The organism is Vibrio profundum (assembly GCF_050337555.1).
GTDB lineage: Bacteria > Pseudomonadota > Gammaproteobacteria > Enterobacterales > Vibrionaceae > Vibrio > Vibrio profundum.
On record NZ_JAKJTA010000011.1, the window covers coordinates 19,687 to 35,023 of the forward strand.

Genomic DNA, 15,337 nt, shown 5'->3' on the forward strand with positions numbered 1-15,337 from the left:
CCATTCAACGTTAGCTTGCAACGTTAACTATAACCTTGTAGCAACTGCTGAAACTTTACATCGATGATTAAATAGCAACTTGCGTACATCAGAGCAACAACCCCCGCTGTCACCATCAACGTCAGTTTTGGAGAAATCACTTTTTTGAGTGGGCTTTTTAGATATTTGGCTTTCAGATTCACTAAAGAGATTTTTTCTTGGTCAGCTAGACGGTAGTCTCGTACCATCCCGTACACTACGTTTCCTATCTCAGTCAGTTTTTCGTTCCCCCTCTCTTCTCGCCCATACCGGCCTTTAAAGCCTAACTGCATCAGTAGATACAAAAACTCAATCACGTAGCGATATTTTTTAGGATCCGATTTAAGGCGTTCCAATATAAGGAAGAACTTTTCACCACCAAAGGTTTCACTATGAAATTCTGACAACAAGCTATTCTGGCTCCAGCGGCTTTTTTCACCCCACTCTTGACTACATACAGCTTCATCGATCGCCGAACATAGGCAATAGCGAATAACCAAAATAGAAGCGCGTTCAACTTCCATTTCACTAAGCTTTCGCTCACCTTTACGGATTTCTCGAGCAATTTGATCTCGAAATGGCATAGGATCTTCTAGCCATGGAATTGACGACATGCACGACAAGGTCGCAATCAACCATGAAAATTGGTCTACCAATGGGTTAACACCAAACTTAGTAATATCTAAATCATCCACAGCAATATTGCGTGACATGTCCGGTGAAGGCATGACCTCCATAGGTTTGCCCGGTTCAGGTTGAAACAAGACAACCGTTGCATCATGATCAACATAACTCATAGTCGTACCGCCCATAGTTGTAACGATAAGTTCTTAAATTCGCCTGAAGTATGGATCGCAATCGCCGCTGCATCACTTAATTCAGCCCAATCCTCAGAGCCTTTTTCCAATTCAAAATAGGTATAACCAGCATGGTAAGGCAGCGCCCTAGGTACCACGGGCATTGCCTTGATCTTAATACCAGGTAACTGCAAGTTAATAAGGTCACGAATATTGTCGATTGAACCAATCTTAATCTGGCTCACAAACTGTGAGTAAAGCACATCAATGGTCACATCCGCCTTCACAGCCAAAACAAAGCCCATCGACTCCAGCATGCTCTTGTCTGGTATCGATGCAGTACGAATACCAAAGTTTTGCTCTTGTAGTGGCAGTGGGATGGCGCGCTGGTCCGAAACCGCGCTAAGCAATTGTTTCAAACTATTGAGACTAACAGTTAAACAGGCCGTCAAATCTTTGTGCAAGTACCGCACGTAGTCCCGAGGGCGACGTGTAGAAGAGCACAAAGTGGAAAACTCACCTTCCGCCTGCATTAAAATTCGATATAAATACTCTGGATGAATGCCGGGAATATCGGATAAATGTAAGAATAGTGGTTCATACTTATTCAATATTTGTAAATACATGAAGTCTGCCACCGACGACACGCCTTGCTGGTCAACCGTACCTAACCGCTCAACGATGGATTCCGCCTTATGCTTAAGCATGGACGCAAACTCAGTGGTGAATCGGCTCAAAACCGGAGACGCGTGAATGTCAATACAGGTAGGAATAAAGCTATCATCTAGAACAACCTTACCCTCGGGAGTCACTTCCGACACTTTCAAAATGGGGATAGAAGTGTAAGCACTTCGATCATCGTCTTCATACATTAACTGGAAGTTAAGGCGACCAACTACTATTTGAGCTACATCAGAACTTTCAAAAACTGAGTCGACCACTTCTTGAGGATACATTGAATAGCGAGAGTGACTATTGTCATCACTAAACTGCTCCATGCGCTCAGACGGAAGCGGACAACATAGATAGATAACTTTGTTCGTCACATCAGCCGACACTTCCAAGACTGCAGGTAAGTCAGCCAATGTAGGAAGATCAAAGGGCGTTCTATCTTGCAAGATCCCCTCTACTTTTGTTACACCAACTTTTCCTAATAGCAGGGACTCGTTATTGAGCTCTAAGTGCTTAATTCCCCAATGTAAAGGAGCACTATATGCGCTAAATAAACCACCGAGCTTTTGTTGGCTTCGATCAAGCTGTTGAAAGTGCTGTGGCTTCATGAACATCCCGTCTTGCCACACTACAGGGTTATATAAAGACATATCCGTTTCCTAAAAAAATGTTTGCTCAACGCCGCGAGTATTGTCGATTACGAGTTCACTTCCCTGTACTTTGAGGTGCAAGTAGTATCGGGTTTTTGGCTTAATCATTTCGACTTTTCGCCATGACGAACCATTGATATGACGGAAGGCTGCCGAAAACCCAAGAGCTCGAGTCTTAGAATTGAGCTGGATAATCTGGTGAAGATGTTCGCCCGGCTCTAGCTGAAATTCATAACGCTTAATGTATTCATCACCCAGTGACGCTTTATCGTTTTCAAACAACGCAAAGAAATCTAAACTACGAAACAAAACCGGCGAGCTTAACTCATGAATACGTAAAATTACTGGCGATGATTGCCCGCCTTCTCGTGTATTCAGTGCTTGTGAGGAATCAATCACCAACTCCACCGATGAAGTTTTCGGAGTTATCCCTGTTGATTCTTTAAACTGTTCCCATGAACTGCAGCTTGACAGCAGAAGTACCATGGCGACTACAAAAAAGTTACGCATTTAGTTCCTCAGTATTCTGATTATATTTTTCTTTTAGACGACGTTGAATCACTCGATCCGGCGAACGAGTAAATTCTTGTACATTCGATATCTGTGTCTTACTTAACGCTCGCCACAATTCTACTTTGTCAGTGAGGCCAAATTGAGAACTCTTACAATTCGTCACCACATCCGGCAACAAGGTATGTAATTGTTCGACTGCCGCTTCACTGAGTGCACTACGATAATTTCTTTGATGTACATCTAGCTCATCACACATTTGCTCCACAAGCTCATGTGGGGAAAGCAGGTTCTTATGGTGAAGATTCAACATTAAGTCGGCCAGATTGATCTTTGGCTGACTTTCACTAGTGTCATTCTTTAGCTGCTCAACTTCTTCAAGACTACTCTGTAACTGGTCTAGACAAGTGCGTAAACATTTTCCCATTTGCTTGAAAAATACCTGTCTGTTTTGCAAATGTGCATAGTTCGGCGTGCCTAAGCCTGACAGAAACGCTTCCATCAAAGCGCCATTTTCCGCATGTGGAAGAGCGTCTGCGCTTGAAACTGTTGCTGAATGTGGGCCTTCATTTACTTGAGTGTTACGTATGTGAGGCGGGGCCTCTTCGGACTCATTTAGCTCTTCCCAATTGACGTCAGTTTGCTCAGCCATCATAGGTACACTCGGTGCGTTCGGTACATTCGGCGCTGTCACTTTCTCGATTGGCAGCACAGGAACAGTTTCTCGCTGATTGGTTTCAGTACCAAGCCAATCCTCTGGGATCAGAGCACCGGAATCGAACTCTGCAGAAATACTGTCACTGTCGTCGATAACTTGACGGCGAACCTGTTGAGACAACGGCGCTTGACGCTCAGAAGAAATATCATCGAGCAAGCTCTCTTCGGGAGACTGCATCGCTGAAGAAAGGTGTACGATGGGGTCGTTTTCATCTTCTGGGGTTTCTTCATCTTCAAAAAGGCTACCTAATGCCACATAATCTGAACGGTCAGGCTCAACTTCGAGTTCACCGAGGTTAGCTAACGGATCAGCCGTATCACGACTTGGGTCAATATCAATGGCGATATCAGTATTGGAAGCAATTGACTCAATCTCGACAGAAACTTCATATTGACCTAGCGATATTTGATCACCATCGTAAAGCGACACTGGCTGATTTTTTAGAATCTTGTTTCCGTTGATCAATGTACCGTTAGTGCTCACATCACTCAGATAAAAAGTGCTACCGTACACACTGATTAAACAATGCGTACTAGAGATAAAGCGATTGTGATCGGTAAGCGTCACATAACAGCCTTGTGCTCGCCCAATAGAGCCTCCCGACTCTGGGATCTCTATGTGCTTCGCCCCCATGTAATCATCAGGGTACTTTGCAATATTTAATACCAACTGGACTAATTTCATTCGCTGCTCCTTAGAATAAAAGCGCAATCGTGAACTCTAACCCGCCAAGACCGTCATTGTAGACTGGCTTTACATACGACAATTGCGGGACTAATTGAAGGTATGCCTCTGGATCAGAGCCTAACTTCACTGCGGCTCCTACAGATACAACGATGCCAGCTTCAAACTGATTGATGTTTTCCAATTGGGAACCATATTTATAGCCGCTGTTGTCAACAAACCAACGGTTTTTGTACTCGCTGTATGCCGCCGAAAGGCCGAGGCCTAATAATGGAGTAAACTTGCCCCAATTTGCGATCGCGAATTGAGGGACAACTCTCAATTCATAGCTAGTCACCTTTTGGTATACTCCACCTGCTGGCGTATCAGTTTCGCTATTGAGATAGTTAAAACCCAGCCACCAACGCATTCGGTTGTTATTCTCATCAATTGGACGAGTATGCACCAAACCAAAATTCATGGTATCGAATTCACCACTATCGCCTTGTGTATAGCCAATGCTATCGATTTGGCGATAATTAACCGCAGCTCCATACCGCTCCCCTTTCGCTAGTGCCACACTAGAGAATAAGCAACATAATGCGCAAATAAAAATATAATGAATTCTGCTCATTTGTTTTCCTTTCTGTACTTAATTTAGAGCTGTCTCCACTTATTTCTCATCATATAAAAGCGAGGAAAAGCATCTGAACTGAGTTTTGGCAATGTATAGGGAAAAGGAAGATACCAATATAAATTGGTTTTTCAATGGCAGTCAGATAGCGACATATAAAAAGGGTATTATGACTATCAATTCCGTCGAATTACCTAGCAAAATAGTTATTTTAACTAGCGTGTAACTTGGAAGGAAGTAGTGCTATCAATTAGGCTAAACGTTAACGATCTCTAATGTCGAAAAAGTCAACAAAAAATCATTAACTAAAAGAAAGGTACTTACAAGTAAATTTTCTACGGCTGTGTAAATTTAAAGTTATTTTTGATCATAAAATAACCCATCTAGATTGATATTAATCACAAATATGGTATTTTTATATGAGTTCAGTATCTGCATAGAATTCTATTTGTGATATTTTTTGTTCGTTATCGCTGCGCCTTCTTGATATAGAAACATTGCTGATAAATTAATCACCAAGACGACTTATTTATAGACCCGAAAACGGGCAGGCTTTGCTTGTTGATTGTGAACACGATTTTAAATGGCTAGTAATTTAATAATAATTAAAAACAAATTTGGACACTTAATAACCAACGATTTGCTCTAAAGTCATATTAAAACGATACAACCAGTGACGGACGTGTACTTCCAAGTTTATTGAATGTCAAATAATTGTGATGAGAAAAATTATAATTATCAATCGCTTTAGATTGAACAAGATTCCACCATCACATCGCGCTATAAGCAGTGTTTTACTGCGAATAGAAAATTGATTGTTTAATTGAGATACAACGTCGCCCCATGTTTACAAATAAGTTCACTAGAAATCCGTTTCTTTTGTCTACGCTATTGCTAATGACCGTGGTCACCTTAGCTGGCCTAGCCTATTTTTTAATCAAACCTAATCCATTATTGATCTATGCGTCAGCCGCCGCAGGTCTGGTTTGGGGAGCCTACAATGTAACGCTCAAAATAAAATCTAGAAATAAAAACAACCAAAGCACACTTGCTACTGAAAGTGACACTCTTGCGGATATCCTTCGTCCATTACTAACAGCATCAAATAAGAAACCGATCTATCTGCTAATGGGAAATAAAGAAGCAGGTAAATCACTATTCATTCACTCATCGAATGCTATTAAACCAATTGATAAACCAAAAACTCGCTCCAACGAATATTTCCAGTGGTTTGAATCTGATGCTGCAGTATATATCGAACCCAACGATAGGTTGGTTTTTCAACAAGTGTCAAACTTTGATTCTGAGCTTTGGAAAACGTTTGTCCACGAAGTCATTTCTTACAACCCCAGAAAACCATTTGCTGGCTGTTTAACGTTTGTTGATTTCGAATATTTCCTACTTAACGAGAGTGAGGCGATCGATCACACCTTAGGTGCTGTCCGTGACAGGTTAGCTTCTATTGGCCAACTGACCTTGTCAACTTTACCCGTTTATTTAGTCTTCACCAAAATTGACAAGTTAGATGGGTTTAAAGAATACATTCAGTTCAGTCCACTGAAATCCTACGCTGAATACTTATCGATCCCGATGAAAGAAGCGAAAGGCGCTCACATTGACTACTTTTCAGACAGCTTCAAGAACTTGGTTACCGTTCTCGAATCTCAAGCGCTAGATTCATCCGTCAACTCAAGTTCGACAGACGAGAAGAAAGCAACGTTAGGCTTCCCTAAGCAGTTTGAGCTTTGTGAAAAAGAGCTCGCCAACATCATTGATATTCTCAATCGCACCGTCGATGGCACTCACCATATCGACTTAAGGGATATCTTCTTCACATCCAGCTTGCAAGGTGGACGTAAGTACAACCTCTTAGCGAAGAGCTGTAGCAATTACTTCAATTTACCTATCATAGCGTCAGAGCATTCCCACCTCTCTGAAGTACCTTATTTCACACGCTTTTTAGTCGAGTCTCAGATACTGCCTGAAGTCGATTTTGCGCAAGAAAATAAAGCAAATTTAGAGCGAATGCAACGTAGAAGCTATGCTGCCCTACTTTGCAGTACCGCACTCATCCTTGGTAGCGGCTACGCGCTTTCTGCAAGCTTAAATAACAACCTCAGCGTGATTGATCGTCTACTGGACGTAAATAAAGTCTCACATCATTTATACAGTAACGATTTCCACCGCTCGATCGCGAATGCCAGTGAGTCTGTCGCCCCTACGTACCAAGCGTGGTTAATGGGAAATAAAGCACTCGATCACGAGCACTTTAGTATGCACGTGAGTCGACTAAAGCAAAGTACGCATATTGCCTATAAAGCGCTTATCGATACCGTTGGCAATCAGCTGATGCCTACCATTGAACAAGGTTATCGTATCGCGCTTACTCAAAACCAAGATAACGCCAAAGAGGCTTTACCCTTACTCAAGGGATACTTGATGCTTAAGTATGCTGATAAGCGAGATATTCCATTCTTGAAATCAGAAACGCGCGCGACGTTAAAAAGTTTAAATGTCACACCTCAAGTTGTAACAGATGTGAGCAAATACCTAGACGCTTACTTTAAAACTGATTTTGAACCTGTTGCCATCAATATGGATCTTGTGCGCTCTGTTAGACGTACTCTACTGGCTAAATCTAACGTCGACCTCGTATACGCCAAATTAGTGAACCAAGCTAAGTTGTCAGACCTTGGTTCACTCAACATTGAACGTGCGATAGGCTTTAACTTCAATGATGTCTTTAGCAACAAGGCTGATGTACGCAGTTTAGAGATCAACAAGCTCTTCACCTCGACAGGGTTTAGTACCTTCTATCGACCAAGAGTTGCTCTAATGACTAAGAACGTCATTTCTGATGATTGGGTGCTAGGTTTGTCGAACCAAGTAACTCCGACTGAAGAAGAGCAGCAAGCCTTCAAAGAAAAAGTACGTCAAGAGTATACCGATGACTATATCAATGATTGGCGTAACGCGCTGAGCGAGCTCAAGGTTAAAAATTACCATAATATTGGCGAGTTAACGAATGCGATAGATTTGGTTTCCGGCCCTTCTTCTCCGTTAACGACCGTACTAAAACAAGTGTACTCTAACACCCATTTCTCTCCAGATTTGAACAAAAACCTACACTTGAATAAAGATAATGCGGCCCTTAATAGCGCTGTCAATGCTGTCAGTAAGCAAGCGGAAAAAATGATCACTCCAGACTACGTGCTGATGAGCCGAGTGGAACAAACATTTTATCCTCTTAACCAACTGCAAATTCGTGAAACTGCCAATACGCCAACACCTTGGGAAGAAACGATTACAGCTCTGAGCCGTTTAAGAACTTACCTAAAAGGAATTTCTGACGCTCCAGACCCGCAAATGGCAGCACTTGCAGCTGCGCGCTCACGTATGAGTAGCTCAGATGCCGATCCAATTGTTCAACTTAAAGAGATTGCACAAAAGTCACCAGAACCTGTTCGCAGCTGGTTGATGGATATCGTCAGACAAAGTTGGGTGGTCATGATCCATGAAGCGTCCAAAGGTATCCAAGAGCAATGGAATAGCGAAGTTTACAGTAAGTTCCGTCAGGTAGGTTTACACAAGTATCCATTTGATATCCACGCTTCAGAAGAGATTTCTCTGGCTGATTTTGAGCAATTATTCTCAGCAGGCGGAATACTAGACAACTTCATCAAAGAAAACTTAGCGCCATTTTATGACACTAACCTTTGGTCACCAAGGAAAGTGGAAGGCGAAGAAATGCCGCTGTCATCAAGCTTATTGGTACAGCTGAAAAACTATAATGTGATAAAAAACACTCTGATCAGTAAGAGTACTAACCGCTTCTATATCCCATTTAGTGCCACTGTGATGGATCTAGATTCAAGTGCGATCCGTGCCAATATAAAGCTGTCTGATAGTACTATCCATTACTACCAAGGGCCTAGTAAAATCAGTGAGCTACAGTGGCCACCCAAAAATGGTGATTACGATGTAAGCATCACGATTCAAGACATTACCGATGAAGGCAAACAGCATGTATTGAACGAAAGTGGCCAATGGGCAATTTATCGCCTGTTTGATGCCTCGAACATTACAAGCCTGAAAGATGGTGGCTTCATCAGTAATATAAAGGTCTCAGGCCGCTACTTAAGCTTGAAGATCCATCCGCTAACTGCGCGGAACCCATTTACTTTGCCAGAGCTGTACAACTTTACTCTGCCAAAGAAAATAACAATATAAAAAATATAATTATAAAGTTAACAACAAGTACGCAAAGTACGAAAATAACAACAATCAGAAAAGGCAGGACCAATGATATCAGATTCTAGTTTACAAGGCTTAGACAAGTTAGACAGGAAAATACTTTCTAACCTCCTATCTAACGGACGCGAGTCTATCGCTAATCTTTCACGGAACATCGGGTTGTCACGAACCGCAGTTTCAGAGCGAATTAACCGCTTAGAGAAAAGTGGAGTAATAAAAGGCTACACTGCGCAAATACGCGTGGAAAATGAAGGGCGACAAGCGGCCAGTTACTTACTCATCTCTTGTGACAAAGGTAGAAAAGACGAAGTGACCGAAGCGTTAAAAGAGATCCCAGAGATCCGTCTGACCAGTATTGTCGGTGGCAGTTACGATATCATTGCTCTTATTGAAGCGCCTGACCTGCACGCGATTCATAGCCTATGTAACGAGATCGAAGGCTTCCCAGGCATTCGAACTCTTAATAATACGGTAGTGCTACACCAACCTATCGTTCGTTAATAATTAGATACATACCGCTTAAAATAGCCACTCATAGAGTGGCTATTTTTTTAAACTCGTTTGAGTGCTGCTGATTTAATGACTGATTGTGAAACTTTATGAAATGTTTATGGATGGTGTCGACAGGAAGTCATGAGAGGAGAGTTTACTCGATCAAGGTGCACCTAAAACCACGAATACCGAAATATAAAATTCTAACGCAAGTATTAAGGACAGTGAGCTATCTTGCAAGATGACTAGATAGAGAAGAATGTAGGTACAGCTACCAAGCTAGAAAAGCCTAAGATCAAAAAAGGAGAGCCGTAGCTCTCCTTTTTAGTGCATATCTATTCTTTAAAAATTAAAGAGCAGATTTTGCTTTTTCAACTAAAACAGTAAATGCTGCTTTGTCGAATACTGCGATGTCCGCAAGGATCTTACGATCGATCTCGATAGATGCTTTCTTAAGACCGTTGATGAAACGGCTGTAAGATAGACCATTTTGACGAGATGCCGCGTTGATACGTGCAATCCAAAGTTGACGGAATTGACGTTTCTTGTTGCGACGGTCACGGTATGCGTATTGACCAGCTTTTGTAATTGCTTGGAAAGCTACGCGGTAAACACGTGAACGTGCTCCGTAGTAACCTTTAGCTTGTTTTAGAACTTTTTTATGACGTGCACGAGCTTGTACACCACGTTTTACGCGAGGCATTATGCTTCTCCTAAACTAAACGATAATAAACTAAAAAGAATTAAGCGTATGGCATCATACGAATAACTGCAGCCACTTCACATTTAGGAAGGATTGCATTCGGACGTAGCTGACGCTTGTTCTTAGTAGTACGCTTAGTCAGGATGTGACGTTTTGTAGCGTGCTTAAACTTGATACCACCAGCAGTTTTCTGGAAACGCTTAGCAGCACCTTTGTTGGTTTTCATCTTAGGCATGATGAATAACTCCGCATTGTTGAGTTGTTAAACAATAGTAACTAAGGCGAATAAAATCCCGCCATTTCCCTTCTTATAAAAGGTCAACGGCAGGATTTAATTACTTGCAAGCCGTTAATTACTTCTTTTTAGGGGCCAACACCATGATCATTTGGCGGCCTTCGATTCGAGTCGGGAAAGATTCGACAACAGCTAAATCAACTGTATCTACTTTCAAACGATTCAAAACGTCGACACCGATCTCTTGGTGAGCCATTTCGCGGCCACGGAAGCGAATAGTTACTTTCACTTTGTTGCCGTCTTCGAGGAAACGTGTCAGGTTGCGTAGTTTTACCTGATAGTCTCCAATATCAGTTCCAGGACGGAATTTTACTTCCTTAATCTGAATCTGCTTTTGCTTCTTTTTCTGCTCTTTCGCAGCTTTGCTCTTCTCGAACAGGAACTTGCCATAGTCCATCACACGACAAACTGGTGGCTCGGCGTTAGGGCTGATCTCTACGAGATCCATACCAGCTTCATTAGCTGCTTCAAGTGCTTCATTAATTGAAACAACACCAACAGCTTCACCGTCAGCGCCAGTTAGACGAACTTCACGAACGCCTCGAATGTCACCGTTTAAACGGTGCTGGTTTTGTTTGGCCGGTTGTTGGCCACGTCTTCCGCCTTTAATAGCTATTCCTCCAGATTGAGCTTGCGGTTAGAAACCTCGGCGTGGATATATGAAATAAAATCATCCACTTTGAATTTACCTAGGTCTTTACCTTTACGAGTACGTACTGCGATTTCGCCGGCTTCCATTTCTTGGTCACCACAAACCAACATATACGGTACACGCTTTAAAGTGTGTTCGCGGATTTTAAAGCCTATCTTCTCATTTCTCAAGTCCGCTTTGGCTCTAATTCCACTTTTTTGCATTTTTTGTGCAACTTCTTCAACGTACGCGGCCTGTTTGTCCGTGATATTCATAATCACAGCCTGTTCTGGCGCCAACCACGTTGGGAAGAAACCTGCATATTCTTCAATCAAAATACCGATGAAGCGCTCTAATGAGCCTAAAATTGCACGGTGAATCATCACAGGCACGTGGCGTTCGTTATCTTCACCTACATAAGTTGCGCCTAAACGCTCTGGTAAGTTGAAGTCTAGCTGAACGGTACCACACTGCCATGCACGGTCTAAACAATCGTGCAGCGTGAATTCAATCTTAGGGCCATAGAATGCACCTTCGCCTTCTTGAATCTCATATGGAATGTCCATTGCTTCAAGAGAAAGCTTCAACGCTTCTTCTGATTGATCCCAGATTTCATCTGAACCAACACGCTTTTCTGGGCGAGTTGACAGCTTCACGACAATATTGTCAAAACCAAATGTGCTGTATGTGTCATACACCATTTTAATACAAGATGTCACTTCATCTTGAATTTGGTTTTCTGTACAAAATATATGTGCGTCATCTTGAGTGAAACCACGGACGCGCATGATACCATGTAATGCACCAGATGGCTCGTTACGATGACAAGAACCGAATTCTGCCATACGTAGCGGTAAATCACGATATGATTTCAAACCTTGATTGAAGATTTGAACGTGGCCTGGACAGTTCATCGGCTTCAGCGCGTACTCACGGTTCTCTGAAGAAGTCGTGAACATTGCTTCTGCGTACTTGTCCCAGTGACCTGAACGTTCCCAAAGAACGCGATCCATGATTAGTGGGCCTTTCACTTCTTGGTAGTTGTATTCTGTGAGTTTCTCACGAACAAATACTTCCAAGTCACGGAAGATAGACCAACCATTGTGATGCCAGAACACCATACCCGGCGCTTCTTGCTGCATGTGGAACAAGTCTAAGTGCTTACCGATTTTACGGTGGTCGCGCTTCGCAGCTTCTTCCAAGCGAGTAAGATGCGCTTTCAGCGCTTTCTTATCGTGGAAGGCCGTACCATAGATACGTTGTAGCATCTTATTATCGCTGTTACCGCGCCAGTAGGCACCAGCTACGTTCAACAGTGTAAAGTGCTGACAAAAGCCCATGTGCGGCACGTGCGGACCACGACACATATCGATATATTCTTCATGATGGTACAAACCTGGACGGTCGTCACGAGAGACATTTTCGTCCAAGATTTCCATCTTGTAAGTTTCGCCACGCGCTTCAAACGCATCGCGAGCTTCCTGCCAGCTGACTTTCTTTTTAACAACAGCGTATTTGGTCTTCGCCAGCTCTTTCATACGCTTTTCGATTTTTTCTAAATCTTCTTGCGTAAGCGAATGTTCCATATCGATATCGTAGTAAAAGCCGCTATCAATTGTCGGACCAATCGCCATTTTCGCTTCAGGATACAGCTGCTTAATCGCGTGTCCTAGCAAGTGAGCACATGAGTGGCGAACGATTTCTAGACCGTCGACTTCATCTTTAGCGGTAACGATTTCAAGGCTCGCATCGCTCTCGATAAGATCGCAAGCATCGACACGAATACCGTCTACACGGCCTGCAATCGTTGCTTTCGCTAGGCCTGGGCCGATAGATTGAGCGACATCTAGAGTTGAAACTGGAGTATCAAATTGACGTTGACTGCCGTCAGGAAGAGTAATAATTGGCATATTTTATCCTTTACAGTGGTGTTGCACACCAAGCAACACGTGTTCAGTTATAACGCTTCAAATATAAGCGTATAGAATTCAAATAGCTGCGCGAGCTTGCGCACAAATACGAATGTGTTTTAGCTAACGCTCGGGCATTGTAACGGAAAACGGCGAAATAACAATATCGTAAAGGAATAACCACGTTGTAAAAGAATAACCGTGCCGTAAAGAAATAACCATGCCGTAAAATGGAAAGGCATTGGAAACACCTATAGGGAATTGTTTTCAATATTGAGCTGAAGTGATGATTAGAATGGGAACTCAACCTGCATCATCACATTGTCGTAACTGTCTTCATGCCACAGGTAATCAAATCGGATGCGGGGCTGTCCTGAGTTTTGATCGCCAAACCCTAAGCTCAGCTGAAGGCCATGGTTGAGTAGCCACTCTTCCGAACCGATAGCACCGACTTGATCAGGCTTGGTCGGTAAGTTGGTATTAAAAGTGGGATCTCTTTGCGCCGTTTGTGGTTGCCATACACCCACACCAAAGTGGCTAAAAGAAAGGCTATCTGACAAGAAGGGTTCAGACTTGTATTTTATCGCCCAATCCGACCAATAGTTATCCGTGGTGTCTTGTGAGTTTGAAAAATCAAAAGACGGCATCTGAGGTACAGAATCCGTGGGTAGCGTAAAATTGTCAGCAAGGGCCGAAGCTGTTCCTGACCTTTCCGCAATAGTAGGTGCAGTCTGATTATAGGTATTGCTTGATGCCGGATCAGAGGTGCTAGCGAATACCTGATTAGATATCATACCCACAAAAACCCCAATAATGATCCAAACTTTTGACATTAATTCTGCCTTAAACTCTATCTGCAAACCCTATCAGCCCTAAATCCTGCAATATCATGATGAATGGTAAATACGCTGCTCATCAAGCAATTTCGCCACACTCGGCGTCGTCAAACCTGCAATCGAATTTCCAGCCAACAAATTATCGCGTATTTGAGTGCTGCGAATCGCCACTTTTTCTGGACAAGCGAGTAAGCTCCAACGGCGCAAAATTTCATCATACCGATAAAATTTCGTGAAATTGACAATATTATCAGGACCCATGATAAACGTTATGTCAGCGTCAGGAAAGTTCTGCTGTAACTCGCTTAATACCGCGAAAGTGGTCACACTGGTTCCGGGAACATACAGCTGCTCCTCAACCTTAGACAATTCTACATTCGGCAGCGCGATATCGGTAACAAATCCAGCCAGCAATTCGCAACGCAGCGAGTAATCCGCCATTTCTTTGCCCCATGCATGGCTAATACTCGGTACCAACAACACCTTGTCATAATGACTGAGTGACTCGATCACACTTTTATGACCTAAGCTAGGCGGGTTAAACGCGCTACCAAAGACAGCAATTTTGCTCATTATTTACCCTATCTACGATCAATGTCCACTTCGCAGTTTTCTAATTGGATGAAATGAGTATGATATTACCATCAAACACAATTTCATAAATCATCGCAGGAAGAAAATATCATGGAGCAAGTTATTAGAGATGAGATGCGAGTTCTCCCATCTATCGATCCTCACTTCGAAATTACCCGCCGAGTCGATTTTATCAAACGTAAGCTACAAGAGTCTGGATGTCGTTCTCTAGTTCTCGGTATCAGTGGCGGTGTGGATTCGACTACATGTGGTCGTTTGGCTCAATTAGCTATCGATCAACTTAATGAAGTCGATCAACTCAATGAAGCCAATAAAACCGACCAATACCAGTTTATCGCTGTACGCTTACCTTTTGGCGAACAAAAGGATGAAGATGAGGCGCAACTCGCTCTATCTTTTATTCAACCTAGCCATTCAGTGTCAGTCAATATCAAAGAAGGCGTTGAAGGTACTCACTCGGCAACTCGTGCTGCGCTGCAAGGCACTAACCTTTTACCGACCGATACCGCTAAAGTCGATTTTATTAAAGGTAACGTGAAAGCTCGCACCCGGATGGTAGCGCAGTATGAAATTGCAGGCTACGTCGGCGGCCTTGTGCTGGGGACCGATCATTCAGCTGAGAACATCACTGGCTTCTATACTAAATTCGGCGACGGGGCATGCGACTTAGCGCCACTATTTGGCTTAAATAAAAGACAGGTCCGTGAGCTAGCAGACACACTAGGCGCACCAAGCGTATTGGTCGGCAAAGTGCCAACAGCAGATTTAGAAGAGCTCGCGCCACAAAAAGCAGACGAAGATGCATTAAACCTAAGCTACGATCAAATTGATGACTTCTTAGAAGGTAAACCACTGCCAAGCGATGTTTCTGACAAAATCGTCGCCATCTATAAAGCCACACAACACAAGCGCCAACCTATTCCTACGATCTACGACTAATTATGTAAGACATAAAAAAGA

14 protein-coding genes are annotated in these 15,337 nt (G+C 42.9%); 3 read left to right on the top strand and 11 right to left on the bottom strand.

The window, feature by feature from the left end:
- Positions 1-23: 23 nt before the first annotated feature.
- From icmH to L4C34_RS11805, 5 genes are read right to left on the bottom strand one after another with little or no spacing between them, the layout of a single operon-like run.
- On the bottom strand, positions 24-815 hold the full coding sequence (gene icmH / locus L4C34_RS11785; RefSeq protein ID WP_428789536.1) for a type IVB secretion system protein IcmH/DotU: 792 nt from the start codon (positions 813-815) through the stop codon (positions 24-26).
- Entirely contained in the window at positions 812-2,137 is a 1,326-nt protein-coding gene (gene tssK, locus L4C34_RS11790) for a type VI secretion system baseplate subunit TssK (protein ID WP_428789537.1), read from the bottom strand. Before tssK ends, icmH begins: the two co-directional genes overlap by 4 nt.
- A 9-nt stretch (positions 2,138-2,146) precedes the next feature.
- Positions 2,147-2,647 carry a type VI secretion system lipoprotein TssJ gene (gene tssJ / locus L4C34_RS11795; protein ID WP_428789538.1) on the bottom strand — a complete coding sequence of 167 codons (501 nt, stop codon included), beginning with the start codon at positions 2,645-2,647 and terminating at the stop codon, positions 2,147-2,149.
- A complete protein-coding gene (locus tag L4C34_RS11800) occupies positions 2,640-4,049 on the bottom strand; it encodes a type VI secretion system-associated FHA domain protein (RefSeq protein WP_428789539.1) in 1,410 nt (469 codons plus the stop codon). Before L4C34_RS11800 ends, tssJ begins: the two co-directional genes overlap by 8 nt.
- 10 nt (positions 4,050-4,059) lie before the next feature.
- Positions 4,060-4,662 carry a hypothetical protein gene (locus L4C34_RS11805; RefSeq protein ID WP_428789540.1) on the bottom strand — a complete coding sequence of 201 codons (603 nt, stop codon included), beginning with the start codon at positions 4,660-4,662 and terminating at the stop codon, positions 4,060-4,062.
- 843 nt (positions 4,663-5,505) lie between these two features.
- Here L4C34_RS11805 and tssM point away from each other — a divergent pair.
- Positions 5,506-8,892 (top strand): type VI secretion system membrane subunit TssM, encoded by a 3,387-nt coding sequence (tssM, locus tag L4C34_RS11810; RefSeq protein ID WP_428789541.1) that lies wholly within the window; start codon positions 5,506-5,508, stop codon positions 8,890-8,892.
- A 72-nt stretch (positions 8,893-8,964) separates the two neighbouring features.
- A complete protein-coding gene (locus L4C34_RS11815) occupies positions 8,965-9,417 on the top strand; it encodes an Lrp/AsnC family transcriptional regulator (protein ID WP_428789542.1) in 453 nt (150 codons plus the stop codon).
- 340 nt (positions 9,418-9,757) lie between these two features.
- Here L4C34_RS11815 and rplT read toward each other — a convergent pair whose 3' ends face one another.
- The 6 genes from rplT to L4C34_RS11845 form a co-directional block, all read right to left on the bottom strand.
- Positions 9,758-10,111 carry a 50S ribosomal protein L20 gene (rplT, locus tag L4C34_RS11820; protein WP_428789543.1) on the bottom strand — a complete coding sequence of 118 codons (354 nt, stop codon included), beginning with the start codon at positions 10,109-10,111 and terminating at the stop codon, positions 9,758-9,760.
- Positions 10,112-10,151: 40 nt separating this feature from the next.
- Positions 10,152-10,346: a 50S ribosomal protein L35 gene (gene rpmI, locus L4C34_RS11825; protein ID WP_428789544.1), complete on the bottom strand. Its 195-nt coding sequence runs from the start codon at positions 10,344-10,346 to the stop codon at positions 10,152-10,154.
- Positions 10,347-10,464: 118 nt separating this feature from the next.
- Positions 10,465-11,022, bottom strand: a complete 558-nt coding sequence (gene infC, locus L4C34_RS11830) for a translation initiation factor IF-3 (RefSeq protein WP_428789693.1) — start codon at positions 11,020-11,022, stop codon at positions 10,465-10,467.
- Positions 11,019-12,947, bottom strand: a complete 1,929-nt coding sequence (thrS, locus tag L4C34_RS11835; protein WP_428789545.1) for a threonine--tRNA ligase — start codon at positions 12,945-12,947, stop codon at positions 11,019-11,021. Before thrS ends, infC begins: the two co-directional genes overlap by 4 nt.
- 290 nt (positions 12,948-13,237) lie before the next feature.
- Positions 13,238-13,780 (bottom strand): hypothetical protein, encoded by a 543-nt coding sequence (locus L4C34_RS11840; RefSeq protein WP_428789546.1) that lies wholly within the window; start codon positions 13,778-13,780, stop codon positions 13,238-13,240.
- Between the two features lie 54 nt (positions 13,781-13,834).
- Positions 13,835-14,356 (bottom strand): nicotinate-nicotinamide nucleotide adenylyltransferase, encoded by a 522-nt coding sequence (locus tag L4C34_RS11845; RefSeq protein ID WP_428789547.1) that lies wholly within the window; start codon positions 14,354-14,356, stop codon positions 13,835-13,837.
- Positions 14,357-14,467: 111 nt separating this feature from the next.
- Here L4C34_RS11845 and nadE point away from each other — a divergent pair, with 111 nt between their 5' ends.
- Complete coding sequence (gene nadE / locus L4C34_RS11850) at positions 14,468-15,316, top strand: NAD(+) synthase (RefSeq protein ID WP_428789548.1); 849 nt, start codon at positions 14,468-14,470, stop codon at positions 15,314-15,316.
- The last annotated feature ends 21 nt before the right edge of the window (positions 15,317-15,337 follow it).

What these genes read in the sequence shown, in the direction of transcription:
- icmH (WP_428789536.1), bottom strand. Translation starts at nt 815, where the DNA reads ATGAGTTATGTTGATCATGATGCAACGGTTGTCTTGTTTCAACCTGAA.
- tssK (WP_428789537.1), bottom strand. Translation starts at nt 2,137, where the DNA reads ATGTCTTTATATAACCCTGTAGTGTGGCAAGACGGGATGTTCATGAAG.
- tssJ (WP_428789538.1), bottom strand. Translation starts at nt 2,647, where the DNA reads ATGCGTAACTTTTTTGTAGTCGCCATGGTACTTCTGCTGTCAAGCTGC.
- L4C34_RS11800 (WP_428789539.1), bottom strand. Translation starts at nt 4,049, where the DNA reads ATGAAATTAGTCCAGTTGGTATTAAATATTGCAAAGTACCCTGATGAT.
- L4C34_RS11805 (WP_428789540.1), bottom strand. Translation starts at nt 4,662, where the DNA reads ATGAGCAGAATTCATTATATTTTTATTTGCGCATTATGTTGCTTATTC.
- tssM (WP_428789541.1), top strand. Translation starts at nt 5,506, where the DNA reads ATGTTTACAAATAAGTTCACTAGAAATCCGTTTCTTTTGTCTACGCTA.
- L4C34_RS11815 (WP_428789542.1), top strand. Translation starts at nt 8,965, where the DNA reads ATGATATCAGATTCTAGTTTACAAGGCTTAGACAAGTTAGACAGGAAA.
- rplT (WP_428789543.1), bottom strand. Translation starts at nt 10,111, where the DNA reads ATGCCTCGCGTAAAACGTGGTGTACAAGCTCGTGCACGTCATAAAAAA.
- rpmI (WP_428789544.1), bottom strand. Translation starts at nt 10,346, where the DNA reads ATGCCTAAGATGAAAACCAACAAAGGTGCTGCTAAGCGTTTCCAGAAA.
- thrS (WP_428789545.1), bottom strand. Translation starts at nt 12,947, where the DNA reads ATGCCAATTATTACTCTTCCTGACGGCAGTCAACGTCAATTTGATACT.
- L4C34_RS11840 (WP_428789546.1), bottom strand. Translation starts at nt 13,780, where the DNA reads ATGTCAAAAGTTTGGATCATTATTGGGGTTTTTGTGGGTATGATATCT.
- L4C34_RS11845 (WP_428789547.1), bottom strand. Translation starts at nt 14,356, where the DNA reads ATGAGCAAAATTGCTGTCTTTGGTAGCGCGTTTAACCCGCCTAGCTTA.
- nadE (WP_428789548.1), top strand. Translation starts at nt 14,468, where the DNA reads ATGGAGCAAGTTATTAGAGATGAGATGCGAGTTCTCCCATCTATCGAT.